The organism is Pseudomonas sp. CFBP13508, from assembly GCF_005233515.1.
GTDB classification, from domain to species: domain Bacteria; phylum Pseudomonadota; class Gammaproteobacteria; order Pseudomonadales; family Pseudomonadaceae; genus Aquipseudomonas; species Aquipseudomonas mercuritolerans.
This window is the reverse complement of record NZ_QFZZ01000007.1, coordinates 85645-103451: the sequence shown is the minus strand read 5'-3', so window position 1 is coordinate 103451 and position 17807 is coordinate 85645. Positions and strand designations below refer to the sequence as shown.

The 17807-nt window shown below is 58.9% G+C and carries 13 protein-coding genes and 1 pseudogene; 8 read left to right on the top strand and 6 right to left on the bottom strand.

Translation table 11 applies throughout. From position 1 onward, the window contains the following. The first annotated feature begins 138 nt into the window (after window positions 1–138). The gene (locus PspCFBP13508_RS19790) at window positions 139–3594 is read left to right on the top strand and encodes a DUF6543 domain-containing protein (RefSeq protein ID WP_137215475.1); all 3456 of its coding nucleotides are present in this window, start codon (window positions 139–141) and stop codon (window positions 3592–3594) included. 42 nt (window positions 3595–3636) lie between these two features. On the opposite strand, the gene PspCFBP13508_RS19785 is transcribed toward PspCFBP13508_RS19790, so the two are convergent. Then, the gene (locus tag PspCFBP13508_RS19785; protein WP_130910825.1) at window positions 3637–4416 is read right to left on the bottom strand and encodes an IclR family transcriptional regulator; all 780 of its coding nucleotides are present in this window, start codon (window positions 4414–4416) and stop codon (window positions 3637–3639) included. A 163-nt stretch (window positions 4417–4579) separates the two neighbouring features. On the opposite strand from PspCFBP13508_RS19785, the gene hmgA reads away from it, so the two are divergent. The 3 genes from hmgA to maiA are packed head-to-tail and all read left to right on the top strand — an operon-like array spanning window position 4580 to window position 7840. Continuing rightward, window positions 4580–5884 carry a homogentisate 1,2-dioxygenase gene (hmgA, locus tag PspCFBP13508_RS19780; protein WP_130910824.1) on the top strand — a complete coding sequence of 435 codons (1305 nt, stop codon included), beginning with the start codon at window positions 4580–4582 and terminating at the stop codon, window positions 5882–5884. A 3-nt stretch (window positions 5885–5887) separates the two neighbouring features. After that, a complete protein-coding gene (gene fahA / locus PspCFBP13508_RS19775; protein ID WP_137215474.1) occupies window positions 5888–7192 on the top strand; it encodes a fumarylacetoacetase in 1305 nt (434 codons plus the stop codon). A gap of 12 nt (window positions 7193–7204) precedes the next feature. After that, on the top strand, window positions 7205–7840 hold the full coding sequence (gene maiA / locus PspCFBP13508_RS19770) for a maleylacetoacetate isomerase (protein ID WP_137215473.1): 636 nt from the start codon (window positions 7205–7207) through the stop codon (window positions 7838–7840). A gap of 141 nt (window positions 7841–7981) precedes the next feature. Here the strand turns inward: maiA and PspCFBP13508_RS19765 are convergent, their stop codons facing one another. After that, window positions 7982–8785 carry a transglutaminase family protein gene (locus PspCFBP13508_RS19765; RefSeq protein ID WP_130910821.1) on the bottom strand — a complete coding sequence of 268 codons (804 nt, stop codon included), beginning with the start codon at window positions 8783–8785 and terminating at the stop codon, window positions 7982–7984. Window positions 8786–8969: 184 nt separating this feature from the next. On the opposite strand from PspCFBP13508_RS19765, the gene PspCFBP13508_RS19760 reads away from it, so the two are divergent. Continuing rightward, window positions 8970–9989 carry a Glu/Leu/Phe/Val dehydrogenase dimerization domain-containing protein gene (locus PspCFBP13508_RS19760; RefSeq protein WP_016771635.1) on the top strand — a complete coding sequence of 340 codons (1020 nt, stop codon included), beginning with the start codon at window positions 8970–8972 and terminating at the stop codon, window positions 9987–9989. Window positions 9990–10175: 186 nt separating this feature from the next. Here the strand turns inward: PspCFBP13508_RS19760 and PspCFBP13508_RS19755 are convergent. Next, a pseudogene (locus PspCFBP13508_RS19755) lies at window positions 10176–10415 on the bottom strand (YebG family protein); the annotation flags it as partial. A gap of 336 nt (window positions 10416–10751) precedes the next feature. Between PspCFBP13508_RS19755 and PspCFBP13508_RS19750 the strand changes: the two are divergent. Then, window positions 10752–11252, top strand: a complete 501-nt coding sequence (locus PspCFBP13508_RS19750; protein WP_016771633.1) for a phosphate-starvation-inducible PsiE family protein — start codon at window positions 10752–10754, stop codon at window positions 11250–11252. Here PspCFBP13508_RS19750 and PspCFBP13508_RS19745 read toward each other — a convergent pair. Together PspCFBP13508_RS19745 and PspCFBP13508_RS19740 are read right to left on the bottom strand one after the other, a co-directional pair. Continuing rightward, complete coding sequence (locus PspCFBP13508_RS19745; protein ID WP_137215472.1) at window positions 11249–11566, bottom strand: DUF3509 domain-containing protein; 318 nt, start codon at window positions 11564–11566, stop codon at window positions 11249–11251. The genes PspCFBP13508_RS19750 and PspCFBP13508_RS19745 overlap by 4 nt on opposite strands. Window positions 11567–11830: 264 nt before the next feature. Beyond that, window positions 11831–13207, bottom strand: a complete 1377-nt coding sequence (locus PspCFBP13508_RS19740) for an L-serine ammonia-lyase (RefSeq protein ID WP_137215471.1) — start codon at window positions 13205–13207, stop codon at window positions 11831–11833. Window positions 13208–13342: 135 nt separating this feature from the next. On the opposite strand from PspCFBP13508_RS19740, the gene PspCFBP13508_RS19735 reads away from it, so the two are divergent. Together PspCFBP13508_RS19735 and PspCFBP13508_RS19730 are read left to right on the top strand one after the other, a co-directional pair. Further along, window positions 13343–14290, top strand: coding sequence for a LysR substrate-binding domain-containing protein (locus PspCFBP13508_RS19735; protein ID WP_016771630.1), 948 nt, complete (start codon window positions 13343–13345; stop codon window positions 14288–14290). Between the two features lie 200 nt (window positions 14291–14490). Continuing rightward, window positions 14491–14898, top strand: coding sequence for an HPF/RaiA family ribosome-associated protein (locus tag PspCFBP13508_RS19730; protein WP_130910818.1), 408 nt, complete (start codon window positions 14491–14493; stop codon window positions 14896–14898). 481 nt (window positions 14899–15379) lie between these two features. Here the strand turns inward: PspCFBP13508_RS19730 and fecA are convergent, their stop codons facing one another. Beyond that, window positions 15380–17713 carry a TonB-dependent Fe(3+) dicitrate receptor FecA gene (gene fecA / locus PspCFBP13508_RS19725; RefSeq protein ID WP_137215470.1) on the bottom strand — a complete coding sequence of 778 codons (2334 nt, stop codon included), beginning with the start codon at window positions 17711–17713 and terminating at the stop codon, window positions 15380–15382. Window positions 17714–17807: the final 94 nt, after the last annotated feature.

Sequence of the window (17807 nt, the reverse complement as noted above, 5' to 3'; positions counted from 1 at the left end):
TGAATGTAAATGGTTTGTGTTATTTGTGGGCATGTTTTGTAAATTGTTCGAGCTTCAAGTGGCTTGGAAAAGAAACTACCTTGCAACTATCTGCAGTGGCCGCACTTGCGGCTCTGGATGGTCAAGTAAGGGAAAGTTGTGATCAAGTTATTTAAAAGTTTGATGCGTGATTCGCTGGGTGAACAGGTTTCATGGGCTGAAGAGTGGAAAAAGGCAAGCCATGCCAAAACGGAGATGTTCAAGATTATCGGCGCCGTGCCGAGCGTTATGGATATTCTGCGCAACATGCTTCAAGGTGAATTGAAACGTCTGGGCAAAACAGTCGATATCGACAAGGTCTATGTCAATACCGATCCTGCTTTTCCCGCCAGTGCAGACCGGCCTTCGGGCACTCTTTGGGAAGTCACCGTTTACTGCCTCGATAACAATGTCAGTCCTGCTTACATTATGGGCGGCGATGGGGTTTTTTATCTGCCGGACACGTTCAGTGAGCAGTTCAAAGTAAAGATCATCAACACCATTATTGTCGAAGATCTGATTGCTGCCATAGCTGCCGGACTGGAAAAAACGTTGCGCGCCGAGATCGCAAAGTTCTGGGCGGCGCCCGTGAAAGCCGTTCTGGCTGACAGTGCACCGTTGTCCAATAAGCAGGCTTTCATCCAAGCCTATGCCATGGTCACAAGTGCAGAGCTGTCGCTGTCGGTCATGGCCAATGTGCTTGATGCCGGGGTGGGTGAGCGATTCGCCCTTCTGCTCAGCTCGGACAGCGGTCGCGCGGCGTTTGAAGTCAACCTGCAACCGCCGCAGAATTACCTTCTGGCGCGCCAGCCCTGTTTCGTTCTGGACAACGCCGAGCGTGCGGGCGCAGAGATGCCGCTGGTAAATGAATCCACCTCTTACCTCTTGCATACGCCGGAAAAAGGCTTCGAGTATTTTGACAAGAATGTTGATTTGCATCGCGAACTTCAGAAGCGGCTGTTGCTGGGTAGCGACCAGATCAGATATCCGAAAGCCACGCAAAGTCCTTATGCCTTTAGTGTAGAGACTCATCTCAAAGGCCAGCTTGAAAGCGTGTCGTCCTTGCTCAATAGCCGAGATAACCCGTTCATATCCGCGCTGCAGGACAATCAGGGCCTGCACGTGCTGCGCCGCGGTATCGATAGCCGCTTCGATCTGCTCTGGGCTGCACTGAAACGTACCGACTGGCCGCTTTGGCTGCAGACCGCTGGTAGCGACATTCAAGAGCGATATAGCCAGCTGGAAAAGTCCAGGGACCAATACCAGGCTATTTATTCGAACGCGTTCGATGCATGTTTTTCACTCAAGGATTATGTGGTGCGGAAGTTCGCTGAATGGGCAGACAGCGTGCTGGGCGAACATCTTGATGCGCAAGTGATACGTGTCCACAGTTCCTACACCTTGCAGATCGGCGGGCGAACTATCGAGCAGGAAGAAACACGAACGCTGACAGAGTTTATTGTTTCCGGTCTGCACGACAATGGTTATAAAGCCAATCTGACTATCATTGGCGCTCCTGTCGGAAGCCGGTTGACGACGCAGGCGCTAGAACAATGGCTGGAGCATCGTAACCTGCGACTGGAGTTTGCCGGAAGTTTTGCATTCTCGCCTTCCGATGATTATCAGCAGGCTTATCGAAACTGCCTGTATAGCCAGATGGAGTTTGCAGTTTTCGTTGCTCGACATTCTGGGAAGTTGGATTCCACCGATGCGAATATCATTGCTCGCGCCATGGCCAATGACCCTGCGGTGACTGTCCAGGGTTTGCGAATCAGATTGCAGGCGCCGGCATTGAAAGACGTCCTGGTTATTTCGGCCAGAGAATATGTACCTTCGCTGATGTTGGTCAGAATGCCTGGCGGTGAATTCGAGCTGCAGAAGTTTTCCGATCTTTATGCGGCGAACCGTTGGCTGGAGTCGGCAATGTCCGCCGATCGTGAATACGCTGCCTTGCTGATCCATCCAGACTACCTGCACGAAGCAGGCGAGTTGCTCGGCAGCGCTCGCACACAACTGAGCTATCGCTACACCCTCGATAGCCGTCCGGCCGATCTTCATCTGGATCCCAAAGCACCGCTTGCCGATTACGTGAATGCCGCCTACCGAGCCGAAGTTGCCCTGCACAAGGCTATTGCACCAGTAGGTTATCGAGCGCTTGGCGTTGAAGGCCGCAAGCGCTATTCGCGCCTGTCCACCGAACTCAAGGCGCTGTCTACGGTTGATGCTCGAGACAATGGTTTCCCGACATTTGAGCAGTTCACCTATGACTCGGTGAAAACTCAGATAGAAGATATTTTGCGTACACGTGGCAGCAACGTTTCGGTCAATCCTGACCAGATTATTGTTCAGACCGAAGATTTCCGTAAAAGCGTTACCGACCTATTGCTTGAGGGGCTCGCTTTTGACGCGGTAAACCCAGCTTACGAAACGAAATTCAGCCCGAAGTACTATTTGGTGAATGGGCATCCCCTCGTTGAAAAACTGGATATCCGAGACCTGTCCTCGCTGTCGAAAACGTTCCGTCCAGGTGATCGATATGCCGCGATGCTGAAAGAGCAATATCAGAACAAGGCGCATCCCGGTTACGCATTCAAACGTGCAGTGCACGCCCGCAAAATCCGCTGTGAGATGTACTGCAATGCTTTTGCCGACTTTACCAACGGCAGGTTATCCACGGAGTCGTTCTCGGCCATCCAACGGGTCATCGATAATCTGAAAGAAAGCGGCGGCTATGAGTCAATCTCCAATAGCGTCTCCGAAGGTGACGTCGGTGTGTATAAATTCAATATCGGCGCGCTGGGTCTGACGACTGCCGGGGATCGTACGGTTGGCGGCGTTTATATTTTCCGACTGAAGCTGTCTTCAGGGTTCGCCGATTTGCTCTATACGCCGGATGCGCCGGACCTGGTCAGCTTCCGGCCAATCGCTGAGTTCATTCCCTCGATTCGTCTGCGAAACGATCCGTTCAGGAGCTACTACAGCGAGCGGATACTGCTGGTAGACCAAAAGGTGATCAACGACTATTTCGACAAGCTGGTTGCAACAGTCGATGCCAAACCGGTCATTCGCACGCAGCAGCGGTCGTTACTGCCGGATCTGTTCACTTTCCATGACGAGCGAGTGCGCCGTGCATTGAGTGATATCGACGAGCGCACCACCAGTCTCAATGAAATCATCGTCGGTCTGGTTTACGACAACCTGTTGAAAGCGGCAAACATCGTGAGCCTGCTGGTGCCTCCTGTGGGCACTGTCGTGGTGGCTGTGCAGATGATGAAAAGCATTTACGACGCCTCTCAATCGCATAAACGAGGCGACTACCGCGCTGCGCTGGGACATGTGCAGGAAACACTGACCGGCCTGTTGACCCTGGGCAAAGCCGTGGCGGCGGGTAACCCGGTCAAGGAAGTCACCCATGCACAGCGGTCGTTTCTCAGCCTGTTCGAGGACGCGCGGACGGTTGCGGAACTGGTCACGTATTACACCGGCCAGGAAGACTTGAAAGAGATACTCGTCGAACTGTTCAACACGTTGATGGAAGGCGCTGATGCCAGCCTGAGCAAAACCACCGTTCATTGATCGTATTGTGAATAGTTACCGCTCGTTCAATGGGCAAGAGCGTTATCGTTCGTAGCCCATCCGCCAACTCACGGCCCGCGTAGCCGCCAGCAACCGCTGCGCCGCCGGGCCGTTTTCGTCGGCGTGGAACAGCGAGGTCGGGCCGACGATGGTCAGCACCGCAGCGATCTGCCCGACCGCGTTGAACACTGGCGCAGAAAGCGCATCCACACCCGGCATCAACAAACCATGCACGTGATGCAGACCGCGTTCGCGGATCTGTTCACACAGCGCTGCATAGGCTGTTTCATCCTTGAGCGGATGCTCCGCGACAGCGATTTCCTGCTCACGCAAGTCGTCGGTTTCCCGATGCGGCAGGTAAGCGCTGAACACCAGCCCGGTGGACGAACTGAGCAGCGGCAGCACCGAACCCAATTGCGTCACCACCGTCACCGCGCGCACCGCTGGTTCGATGTGCACCACGGTTGCGCCCTGATTGCCCCACACCGCGAGGAAGCAGGTTTCATTGAGTTCATCGCGCAACTCGGACAGCGGCAGGGCAGCGACCTTCAACACGTCCATGCTGTTGAGCGCGGCCAGGCCCACCCGCAGCGCTTCGCGACCGAGGCCGTAATGGTTGGTGGCGGCGTTCTGTTCGGCAAATCCCGAAGCAATCAACGCCTGCAGATAGCGATGCACCTTGCTCGCCGGCATCTGCACGTGTTCGGCCAGACGCGACAGCGAAGTCGACGGTGACAACTCGGCCAAAGCCTTGAGGATGTCGGTGCCGACCTCGGCGGAGCGGACTTTCTGTTTGCCGTTGCTGTCGCTGGTTTTTTCCATGGGGCTGGCGGTTCCGGTTCGAGTGGGCGTCTTTATAGCTTGACGCTGGATAGCGAGCAAATTACGTTATGCGTAATCAGATTACGATAATAACAACCCCGGCGTGCCGAGACCTCTGAGCCAGAGCGATGGGCCATTGCCGACTCCCTGTTCAGGAGGCTCCATGAACCTCGATTCAACCGCGCAGGACTTGGTTTACCAGTCCGGCTTCGGCAACGAATTCAGCACTGAAGCGTTGCCCGGCGCGCTGCCCGTTGGCCAGAATTCCCCGCAAAAAGCCCCATACGGCCTGTATACCGAACTGTTCTCCGGCACCGCGTTCACCATGCCGCGCAGCGAAGCGCGCCGCACCTGGATGTACCGGATTCAGCCATCGGCCAATCACCCGGCGTTCGTCAAACTGGAACGGCAACTGGCCGGCGGACCGTTGGGTGAAGTGACGCCCAATCGCCTGCGCTGGAATCCACTGGAGCTGCCGACCGAACCGACGGATTTCATCGATGGCCTGGTCAGCATGGCCGCAAACGCCGGCGCCGAGAAACCGTCCGGCATCAGCATTTATAACTACACCGCCAACCGTTCGATGGAGCGGGTGTTCTTCAACGCCGATGGGGAAATGCTGCTGGTGCCGCAACTCGGTCGCCTGCGTATCGCCACCGAACTGGGCGTACTCGAAGTGGCGCCGCTGGAAATCGTCGTGCTGCCGCGTGGCCTGAAATTTCGCGTCGAATTGCTCGACCCGCAGGCGCGCGGTTACCTCGCCGAGAACCATGGCGCGCCGCTGCGCCTGCCGGATCTGGGGCCGATCGGCAGCAACGGTCTGGCCAATCCCCGGGATTTCCTTGCCCCGGTCGCTGCCTACGAAAACCTCCAGCAACCGACCACTCTGGTGCAGAAATTCCTTGGCCAGCTGTGGGCTACTGAACTCAATCACTCACCGCTCAATGTGGTCGCCTGGCACGGCAACAACGTGCCGTACAAATACGACCTGCGCCGTTTCAACACCATCGGCACAGTGAGTTTCGATCATCCCGATCCTTCGATCTTCACCGTACTGACCTCGCCGACCAGCGTGCACGGTCTGGCCAACCTCGATTTCGTGATCTTCCCGCCGCGCTGGATGGTCGCCGAAAAGACCTTCCGGCCGCCGTGGTTCCATCGCAACCTGATGAACGAATTCATGGGCCTGATCCAGGGCGAATACGACGCCAAGGCTGAAGGTTTCGTGCCCGGCGGCGCCTCGTTGCACAGCTGCATGAGCGCCCACGGCCCCGACGGCGAGACCTGCACCAGGGCGATCAACGCCGAGCTTGCACCTGCAAAAATCGATAACACCATGGCCTTCATGTTCGAGACCAGCCAGGTGCTGCGCCCAAGCCGTTTCGCCCTCGACTGCCCTCAATTGCAATCCAGTTATGACGCTTGCTGGGCCTCGCTGCCCGCCACGTTCGACCCGACCCGGAGATAACCCATGACACAGAATTCCATCACCCGCAGCTGGGTCGCTTCGGCCAACGGTCACAGCGATTTCCCGTTGCAGAATCTGCCGCTGGGCGTGTTCAGTCTCAACGGTTCGACGCCGCGCGCGGGCGTAGCGATTGGCGAGCACATCTTCGATTTGCAGGTGGCGCTTGAGGCCGGGCTGTTCGACGGTGTCGCACGCAGTGCGGTGGAAGCCATGCACGGCGGGCAGTTGAACGCGTTCTTCGAACTTGGCCGTGAGGCGCGGGTTGCCCTGCGCGAACGCCTGGTCGAACTGTTCAGTGAAGGCAGCACCCTGCGCGGCAGCATCGAAGCGCAAGGCGCGAAAGTCTTGCCACTGGCTGCCGATTGCCAGATGCACCTGCCGGCGCGAATCAGCGATTACACCGACTTCTACGTCGGCATCGAGCACGCGCAGAACGTCGGCAAACTGTTCCGCCCGGATAACCCGCTGCTGCCGAACTACAAGCACGTGCCGATCGGTTACCACGGTCGCGCTTCCACGGTGCGAGCGTCCGGCACCGACGTGCGCCGGCCGAAAGGCCAGACGCTGCCGGCCGGGCAGACCGAACCGGTCTTCGGCCCATGCGCACGTCTGGATTACGAACTGGAACTGGGCATCTGGATCGGCCAGGGCAATGAGATGGGCGAGCCGATTGCCATCGGTGACGCTGCCGAGCACATCGCCGGTTTCTGCCTGCTCAACGACTGGTCGGCGCGGGATATCCAGGCCTGGGAATACCAGCCACTCGGGCCGTTTCTGTCGAAGAGTTTCATCACCAGTGTCTCGCCCTGGGTGGTGACGGCCGAAGCGCTTGAGCCGTTCCGCACGGCGCAACCGGCGCGTCCTGAAGGTGATCCGCAGCCGTTGCCGTATCTGCTCGACAAGCGTGATCAGGATGGCGGCGCCTTCGACATCGAACTGGAAGTGCTGCTGCGCACCGAAGCCATGCGCGAGCAGAATCTGCCGGCCCATCGCCTGACCTTGAGCAACACCCGCTACATGTACTGGACCGTCGCGCAAATGGTCGCGCACCACAGCGTCAACGGTTGCCAATTGCAGGCCGGTGACCTGTTCGGTTCGGGCACTTTGTCCGGCCCGGAAAACAGCCAGTTTGGGAGCTTGCTGGAAATCACTGAGGGCGGTAAGAAACCGATCGAACTGGCTTCCGGCGAAGTGCGCAAATTCCTTGAGGACGGTGACGAAATCATCCTGCGCGCTCGCTGCGCCCGCGAAGGTTTTGCCTCGATCGGCTTCGGCGAATGTCGCGGCACCGTGATCGCTGCACGCTGACAGGAGCGGCTTATGGATCTCTATGGCTATTACCGTTCCACTTCATCGTACCGGGTGCGCATTGCGCTGGCGTTGAAGGGCCTCGATTACCAGGCGCTGCCGGTCAACCTGATCGCACCGTCGGGCGGTGAACATCGGCAACCGGCGTATCTGGCGCTCAATCCGCAGGGGCGGGTGCCGACCTTGCGCACTGATGACGGCGCGCTGCTGATTCAGTCGCCGGCGATCATCGAGTATCTGGAGGAGCGTTATCCACAGGTGCCGTTGCTCCCGGATGATCTGCTGGCCCGCGCGCGGGTGCGCGGTGTGGCGGCGGTGATCGGCTGCGATGTGCACCCGCTGCACAACGTCAGCGTGCTCAATCGCCTGCGCCAGTCCGGGCAGGATGAAACGCAGGTAATGGAGTGGATCGGGCATTGGATCAGCCAAGGGCTGGCGACGGTGGAGCAGTTGATCGGCGACAGCGGTTTCTGTTTTGGCGAATGGCCGTGTGTGGCGGATGTGTATCTGATTCCGCAGTTGTATGCCGCAGAGCGGTTCAACGTCAGCCTGGAGGCGTATCCGAAAATCCGCCGTGTGGCTGCGTTGGCGGCTGAACATCCGGCGTTTATCAAGGCGCATCCTGCCAATCAACCGGACACCCCTTAATCCCCTGTGGGAGCGAGCCTGCTCGCGAAGACGGAGTGTCAGTGGCCTTTCATTCAGCTGACACAGCGCCTTCGCGAGCAGGCTCGCTCCCACACAGCTTTGTGTGGGCCTCAAGGATGGGGGCAAGCCTGCGGAAGGTGGTCAATGCACGACGGAGTTGGGCGGCAGATGGCCGAGGCGTTCGGTCAGGCGCAGGCGCTGGATCGGGTCTTCACTGAGCAGCAACGCGTGCTCAAGGTCGAAGCGCTCGGCGTTTGGGCAGTCCAGCCGTTGATACAGACTGGCCCGGGCCATGTAATCGGCGGCTTTGGCGCCGCCCAGTTCGAGCACTCGTTCCGCGTCGATCAGCGCGGCAATGTAATCGTCGTGGGTCAGGTGCAATTGGCGCAGGTTGCGTGACAGACGCTGCAGCATCTGCACTGGCGTTGCGCTCAGCAAATGTTCGGCGCTGAGCTGCATGTTCGGCCCGTATTGGCGTTGCAACAGTTCGCGACAGTCGTTGGGATACAAGCGTCGCCCGCCGCAAGGGTCGAGCAAGTGGTCGGCGCCGGGTACCCGCAACAGGAAATGCCCGGGGAAGTTGACCCCGACCAAAGGAATCTCGAGGCCATGCGCCAGTTCCAGTGCGATCAACGCCAATGCCAGCGGCTGACCGCGCTGGGTGTGCAACACGCGGTGCAGCAGCGCCGCCTGTGGGCGCAGCGGCAGGAAATCATCCTGTGCGAAACCGAGATCGACCATGCGCCGCAACAACGGTTGCGCCAGTTCGCTGACCGGCAGCATCGGCAGGCCATAGCTGACGCGTAGTTGCAGATCCTTGAAGGTGCGCAACCATGCCTCGGGCTCGAGGGTTTTGTCGTGCTCGGCACTTATCCACAGCGCAGCTTCCAGCAGGGCTGGCGGTGAACGATGCAGGCATTCGAAAAAGCGTTGGCGCGCACTCATCTGAATCTCCCTCCAATGCCTCGTTTTAGCCCCGTCCGGGTTGTTCGTCCAGTACCGGGCGCGTTGAGCGCGAGTTATAGCGGCGCAACATTGTCCGCTCGGCGGCTCATGCCGGTGCGCGCCAGCAATTTTCAGGGGCAAGCCTATACTGGCGTTCTACAAGAAGTGATTCGGGAGCCTGTCGATGTTCGCTCTCATGCAAAGCACTCGCCTGGAATCGCTGCACCTGAGCGTGGACCCGGTCACCGGGTTGAAGGCGGTCATTGCCATTCATGACAGTCGCCTGGGGCCAGCCCTGGGCGGGTGCCGTTACCTTGCCTATCCCAACGACGAATCTGCGGTCGAGGACGCCATTCGCCTGGCGCAAAACATGAGCTACAAAGCGGCGCTCGCCGGCCTTGCGCAGGGCGGCGGGGTGGCGGTGATCGTGCGCCCGGCCCATGTCGAGAATCGCGCCGCGTTGTTCGAGGCTTTCGGCCGTTGCATCGAGCAACTCGACGGTCGCTACATCACCGCGATCGACAGCGGTACTTCAGTGGCGGATATGGACTGCATTGCCCAACAGACGCGGCATGTCACCAGCACCACCTCGGCAGGCGATCCGGCACCGCACGCGGCCATGGGCGTGTTCACCGGCATTCGCGCCACGGCGATGGCGCGTCTGGGCAGCGACAACCTCGAAGGTTTGCGCATTGCCATTCAGGGGCTTGGCAACGTCGGTTATGCACTGGCCGAGCAACTGCACGCTGCCGGCGCCGAGTTGCTGGTCAGTGACATCGACCACGGCAAGGTGCAACTGGCCATGGAACAGCTCAATGCCCACCCGATCGCCAACGATGCATTGCTCAGCACGCCGTGCGACATTCTCGCGCCTTGTGGGTTGGGCGGTGTGCTCAACAGTCACTCGGTGTCGCAACTGCGCTGTTCCGCTGTGGCCGGTTCGGCGAACAATCAACTTTCCCATCTGGATGTGGCGGATCAACTGGAACGGCGGGGGATTCTTTACGCGCCGGATTATGTGATCAATGCCGGCGGGCTAATTTATGTTTCGCTGAAACATCGTGGGGAGGAATTGCCGACGATTACGGCGCATCTGTCGAAAATCAGTTCGCGGCTGACCGAAGTCTTTGCCCATGCTCAGGCGGAAAAACGTTCGCCGGCGCGGGTGGCGGATGAGTTGGCGGAGAAAGTTTTGTATCGCTGAAAAAGCAAAAGATCGCAGCCTTCGGCAGCTCCTAAACTCGGAATGCAGGAGCTGCCGAAGGCTCGGGCCGCGATCGGACGATCTTTCTGATTACTTCGGCGCTTTCGCTGCTTTGGCGGGCTTCGCCGGCGCCTCGTCAGGTTCTGCCGCTTCAGCTTTTTCGACAGGCTCGGCCGGCGCGTTGATCAGCTCCGACAGCGCATCGGGCTGACTCTTGAATGCCCGGGCGAACACATCGCGATTCTTCGCCATGTAGATCCCGGCTTCTTCCACTTGCTGTTCGGTCAGGGACGGAACGGCTTTTTGCAGCACATCGGCCAGATATTCGGCCAGTTCGAGCATTTTGTCATGACGATCAGCTTCGGCTTTATCCATGAACAAGCGCTCCAGATCTCGGCTGCTGCGGTATACCACTTCGACGGCCATTCACCACCTCACATGCCTTCACGTTAAGTTGTCTTGACGACTACTGTATCCATATACAGCGAAAAGGATAAGCGAATCCCTGCGCCATGGGTAGTGGCTTTTCAATGTAGACCGGATTTGGCGTTTGTCAGGGGACGGGGTGGCTGCTATTCGCGAGCAGGCTCGCTCCCACAGAAACTCTAGCGGTGCGACCAAACGCCACGGCGCGGGATTTGCGGCGGATCGCCATGATGCGTGGCCCTGAACCTGCATGAAAACCATTGCAACAAGGCGCGCGCGCAAAACCGTCACGTGCGATACGCATCATCCGCCCGAAACGGGCTAAGGAAACTCATCGTGAAAATAAACTGGGCCGAGAAACTGCGGCGTAACGTGCATCAACTGGCCGAGTCCCTGGGCAACCTGTTCGTCGAAACCTTCCACTATCTGGCGCTGTTCGCCATCGGTGCGGTGACGGCGTGGGCGGCGGTGATGGAGTTCCTCGGCATGCTCGAAGTCGGGCACATCAAGATCGATGACATTCTGTTGCTGTTCATCTATCTGGAACTGGGCGCGATGGTCGGGATTTATTTCAAGACCAACCATATGCCGGTGCGCTTTCTGATTTACGTTGCGATCACCGCGCTGACGCGCCTGCTGATCTCCAACGTCTCGCACCACAACCCGCCGGACATGGGCATCATCTACCTGTGCGGCGGCATTCTGCTGCTGGCGTTCGCGATCCTGGTGGTGCGTTACGCTTCGTCGCAATTCCCTTCCGTGAAGATCGAGAACCCGCAGCGCAAGATCGGCACGGGCTCCAGCGAGCATCCGGAAGTGGAGAAGGGCGAGCTCTAAAGACCCGCCGCCTGGCCCGGCTGGCCTTTGACGCGTGGCGGTGGCGGGGTCAGCCCGGCGCAGCTGGTCATGGCCTCGAGAATCGACATGGCGCTGTGGCCCTGTTCGATGGCGATGCCAAACTGGATGCTTTGTACCAGCCGTTTCAAACGCTCGGGATCGTTGCGCTGTTCGGCGCTGATCATGCGCTTGGCCACGATGCGGCCGGCATTGGACAGGGTCAACATGATGCTGCCGTCCAGGCCCTGAATGCTCAGATTGATCTGATAGTCCGGCGCGAAAGCATCGGTAATGATTTGAAATGGGTTGTCCATGATGCGTCACCGCCTGATTGAACGTGCAGTTGTTGACCGGCCATGATCTGATTTGGTTCGCAACACCAGACCACTGGCATCTCGTTCGCTGAGGTTTGCAATGTCCGTTTGCCTCAAGGGTGATATAGCAAGGGGCATGCCGGAAAAATTGTCGAACAATAAACACGGCGAAAAAAAACGGCGAGCCTCGGGGCTCGCCGTTTTTTATGGCGCGTTTTCAGGGCAGGAATGGGCCGATGATCGCTGACAGTGCAATCAGGCCGATCAGCACTCCACCCAGTTCACCGCCAGCCCGCCTCGTGAAGTTTCCTTGTATTTGTCGTGCATGTCGGCGCCGGTGTCGCGCATGGTGCGGATCACCCGGTCGAGGGAAATAAAGTGATTGCCGTCGCCGCGCAGGGCCATTTGCGTGGCGTTGATCGCCTTCACCGCCGCGATGGCATTGCGCTCAATGCACGGCACTTGCACCAGACCACCGACCGGATCGCAGGTCAGGCCGAGGTTGTGTTCCAGGCCGATTTCGGCAGCGTTCTCCAGTTGCTCCGGTGTCGCGCCGAGGACGTCGGCCAAGCCGGCGGCGGCCATTGCGCAAGCCGAACCGACTTCGCCCTGGCAGCCGACTTCGGCACCGGAGATCGATGCGTTTTTCTTGCACAAAATGCCGACTGCGGCTGCGCCTAGAAAGAACGCAACGACGTCATCGTCAGACGCATCCGGGTTGAATTTCATGTAGTAGTGCAGAACCGCCGGAATGATCCCGGCAGCACCATTGGTCGGCGCGGTGACCATGCGCCCGCCGGCCGCGTTTTCTTCATTGACCGCGAGAGCGAACAGGTTGACCCATTCCATCGCCGACAGAGTCGAACTGATCACATTCGGTTTGCCGATTTCCAACAGGCTGCGGTGCAGTTTCGCTGCGCGACGCGGTACTTTCAGACCGCCGGGCAGGATGCCTTCGTGGCGCAAACCTTGTTCGACGCACTCGCGCATCACCGACCAGATGTGCAGCAGGCCGTGACGGATTTCGGCGTCGCTGCGCCAGGCGCGCTCGTTGGCCATCATCAGTTCGGACACGCGCAGATTGTGTTGTTTGCACAGGGCGAGCAGTTCGGCGGCGCTGGAAAAATCATAGGGCAACACCACGTCGCTGGTTGGCGCCACACCAGACTCGGCTTCAGCCGCTTCGACGATGAAACCGCCGCCCACCGAGTAATAGGTTTGCGTGAACAGCTCGGCGCTTGCGCCAAAGGCGCTCAGCGACATGGCGTTGGGGTGGTAGGGCAGGCTCTCGTCGAGCAGCAGCAGATCGCTCTGCCAGTCAAAAGCAATTGCACGTTGACCGGCTAGGGACAGTTGCCCGGTTTCGCGCAGTTGCTGGATGCGTGGATCGATGGTCGAAGGATCGATGCTGTCCGGCCACTCGCCCATCAGGCCCATGACCGTGGCGCGGTCAGTGGCATGGCCAATGCCGGTGGCCGACAGCGAACCGTACAAACGGATTTCAACTCGTCGCACATCGTTGAGCAGATGCTGATCGATCAAAGCCTGGGCAAACGTCGCCGCTGCGCGCATCGGACCGACGGTATGGGAACTGGACGGGCCGATGCCGACTTTGAATAGATCGAAAACACTGATAGCCATGCTAAACCCTCACAAGCAATGGAGTAGGAATCGCTGCCATTTTTTGTCGGACAAGCGCAATGTCGGCGATACTGCCTGCCTCGGTTCGAGGTGACCAACGAAACCTCCTAAGACAGCCTTTAGCAGGACTAAACAATGAGTCGTCAATTGCATGCCCAGACCTATGTCTGGCTGCAGGTATTTGCCTGTGCCGCTCGGCACCTGTCGTTCACCCGTTGTGCCGAAGAGCTGCACATCACCCCGGGCGCGGTCAGCCAGCAGATTCGTCAATTGGAAGAACGCCTGGGCTTTCGCCTGTTTCATCGGCGCGCGCGGGGCGTTGAGTTGAGTGCGCAGGGGCAGCGGCTGGCGATTACCGTCAACGAAGCCTATGGCAGCATCGATGCCGAATTGCGCCGACTCGACGCGGGGATGATCAGCGGGACTCTGCGGTTGCGTTCGATCCCGTCGTTTCTCGGCAAGTGGCTGACTCCGCGCCTGCCGCGCTTGCAGCAACGCTTTCCGGATATCCAGTTGCGCCTGGTGGCCGAGGACAGCAGCGTGCCGCTGCATGAGGGCGATTTCGATCTGGCCATCGACCTCAACGATGGCAGTTACCCCGGATTGTTATCCACAGCCTTGCTCGACGAGCAGATTTTCCCGGTGTGCGCGCCGAGCCTGCTCCGCGGGCGACCGCCGTTGCACGGGCCGGCGGATCTGGTGCATTTCCCGCTGCTGCACGACATCACTGCCTGGCGTGGCAGTTACGAATACGCGGAATGGGAGTTCTATTTGAACGCGATCGGCTTCGAAGGCGCCGATGTGCGACGCGGCCACACTTTCAATCGCAATCACCTGACCATCGAAGCGGCGATCGCCGGCATGGGCGTGGCGATTGCCCGGCGCACGTTGCTCAACGATGAGCTGGAGCGCGGCACATTGATCGTGCCGTTCGGCTTGTCGGTGCCCAACCATAAACGGTATGTGCTGCTGTATGCGCCGGGGGCGTTGAGCCATCCGGGCGTGCGCGCTGTGCATGACTGGCTGGTGGAGGAGGCGGGAATTTTCCGCAGTCTTCACCCGCTGAATGAGCAGCAGATGTGAGCAGATTTTTCTGCGGAGCGGGTCGACCCAACTCCCGACATTAACAGCGCCTCGCTCGGTTGTCCGGCTTTTTTTGCGAATGAATATTTTTCTTTTTTCAGGGGTTGAAATGTTCGGCAGTCGGGCCGATTGTTGTAACCAGGAGGTCAGGAAATTCACTTCAAGGCCTCCAGCGAGCTAGCTGAAATAAGGGATGAACTATGCAAATCCAAGTCAACAGCGATAACCATATTCAAAGTAGTCAGCGACTGGAGGAGTGGGTACGTACAACTATTGAGAGCACGCTCGAACGTTATGAAGAAGACCTGACCCGTGTCGAAGTCCACCTGAGCGACGAGAACGGTGACAAACCAGGTCCCCATGACTTGCGCTGCCAACTGGAAGCGCGGCCAAAAGGCCACCAACCGATTTCCGTGACCCACAAAGCCGATTCGCTGGAACTGGCAATCGACGGCGCTGCCGAAAAACTTGAGCACGCACTGGAGCACCTGTTCGGCAAACTGCGAGGTAAACCACGCGCCGCTGTAGTGCCGTTTACCGGCAAGGCCAATGACAAGCTGTTGGCGGAAGAATTCGACGAGAACGAACAGGCAGCGATCAACAGTTGATGCGCTGAGATCACAAGTCACCAAAGGAGAACGGGCCTGCTGATGCAGGCCCGTTTTTTTTGTTTGGGCTGTTGGTTGTTTCGCGGCAGGGTTTGAGATCGTAGCCCCTCACCCCAGCCCTCTCCCGAGGGAGAGGGAGCCGAACCCGGTTGTTTTCAAGTCCAGCGTTCGGCTCGATATTGCAGGCGAGCGTAAATCGTAAATACACCTCGGTCAGTTCCCTCTCCGTCTGGGAGAGGGGGCCGATTCCGGTTGTTTTCAAGTCCAGCGTTCGGCTCGATATTGCAGGCGAGCGTAAATTGTAAATACACCTCGGTCAGTTCCCTCTCCCGAGGGAGAGGGAGTCGATCCGGTTGTTTTCAAGTCCAGCGTTCGGCTCGATATTGCAGGCGGGCGCAAATCGTAAATACACCTCGGTCAGTCCCCTCTCCCCCTGGGAGAGGGTTAGGGTGAGGGGCTTTTGATCTTCAATGGGTTGCGATCAGAACGCCACCGAAGTCTGCACATAAACCGTCCGCGGCTCACCCACGTACTTGCCCTTGTTGTTGTCATCGAACGAGCGTGTGAAGTACTGCGTGTTGAAGATGTTCTTCACTCCTACCGCCACGTTCAGATCAGACAACTGCGGTCCGAAGTCATACCCGGCGCGGCTGCTGAACAGCATGTAACCGGGGATCTTGCCGGTGCTGCCGTCGGCACTTTCCTTCGATGTATTGGCGTTGTCGGCAAACTGGTCGCTCTGGAAGCTGCTGTCCAGATTCAGCTTCCATGGCCCTTCGGTATAACCGACGCCGATCGTGCCTTTGTGTTTGGAGGAAAACGGCACGCGGTTGCCTTTGTTCGGCCCGTCCTCGCGGATGGTTGCGTCGACATAGGCATAACTGGCGTAGACATCGAAACCGGCCAGCGCCGGGCTCAAGTCGTCGAGCGCGTAATTGACGCTGGTCTCGATGCCCTGATGGCGGGTTTCGCCGCGAGCGATCACCGAGTCGTTGGTCTGGTTGCTTTCGTACTGGTTGTCGAAGTTGATCAGGAACGCACCGATTTCCGCGCGCAGGGCGCCGTTGTCATAGCGCGTGCCGAGTTCCCAGGTGCGGGCCTTTTCCGGTTTCACTTCGCCGCTGCTCACGCGGTTGGGCATCTGGCTGTATTGCACGCTGCCGAACGAGCCTTCGGTGTTGGCATACAGATTCCAGCTGTCGGTGAGGTGATACAGCACGTTCAGCGCCGGCAGCGCGGTGTTGTAGTCGCCCTTGTATTTGACGTTGGTCAGGTTGTTGGTCTGTTGCGACTCGATCATCTCGTAGCGCACGCCCGGAGTGATGGTCCATTTGCCGATGTCGATGCGGTCATCGACGAAGAATGCGTTGGCCTCGGTACCACCGCGAGTGTCGCGGTCGTTGCGGCTGCTGGTGGTCGGGTATTCGTTGGCGCTGATCGGCGTGCGATAACGCAGTTCGTGGCCGGCCTCGTTGATGTAGCGGTAGCCGACGCCGACTTCGTGGCTGCTAGGACCCAGATCGAAGCCTTGGGCGAAACGGGTTTCCAGACCACGTACCCAATACTCGCGCGGCGACAACGAAAGGAATGTGCCCTGGTCCAGATAACCGCTGCGCAGGGTTTTGGTGAAGAAGGTGTTGGCGGTGAATTCGCGGCGATCTTCCTGATAGCGATAGCCGAAGTTGAACATCGTGCGGCGCCCCCAGAACTGGTCTTTCGGCCGCGTCGATTGATACGGATCGGCATCGTAATCGGCGACGTTGAGACCGCCGGGCATGTCGGCCTTGCCTTCGTAATACTGGGCCATGGCGTTGAAGCTGTTGGCCTCGTCGAGCTGGTACTTGCCCTTGAGGATCAGGTCGTCGATCTCGGTATCGCTGTGTTCGCGCCAGTCACCGCCACGGGTGCCGGAGTACAACAGCGCACCACCGAGGCCGTTGGCGTTGGTGCCGCCGGCCAGCAGATTGGCGCTGGTCTTGAAACCGTCGTGGCTCGACGATGGGCTGGTTTCAGTCTGGAATCCACCCTTGACCGTTGGCTCGTCGGGAATCGCCCGGGTCACGAAGTTAACCACGCCGCCGACGTTCTGCGGGCCATAACGCACCGCGCCGCCGCCGCGCACCACGTCCACCGCATCCATGTTGCCCATGCTGATCGGCGCGAACGACAGCTGCGGCTGACCATACGGCGCGAAAGGCACCGGGATGCCGTCCATCAGCACTGTCGAGCGTGCGGCCAGGCGCGGATTCAAACCGCGAATGCCGAAGTTCAGCGCCATATCATGGCTGCCCGTGCCGTTGTTCTCCGGCGCATTCACACCGGGGATGCGATTGAGCACATCGCGGGCCTGGGTCGCGCCTTGGCGTTCGAATTCTTCGCGGCGGATCACATCGCGCGCGCCCGGGTGTTCGAAGACGTTGATCTGCGCCGCGTCGCCGAGCCAGTCGCCGACCACGGTCGAGGTGCCCAGCTCCAGCGCCGCGTCAGCCAGCGGTTGCAGGCTGAAGGCATTGTCGCCTTCGGCGCGGGCTTGCAGGCCGGTGCCTTCGAGCAAGGCATCGAGGCCTTGTTGCGTCGTGTAATTGCCCTCAAGACCCCGGCTCTGCACACCGCTGGTGACTTGTGAACCGAAGGAAATCAGTACGCCGGCTTCCCGGCCAAACTGGTTCAGCGCGGTTTCCAGCGACGCCGGGGCGATGTGATAAACCTTGGCCTCGGCGCCCAGCGCAGCGGGCAGGGCGGTGAAACTCAGGCTGGCGCCGAGCAGAAGATTGCGCAGGCTGCGGGTCAGTGGCGTAAGACGGGTGGGCTGCATGTGGATGATCCTGAGAAGGTGGAATCAAGGGGGCTTTCCTTCTCTGTCACGCCAGATTTGAAAAACGGCTCATTTTTTTAAAAATCAAAAGATC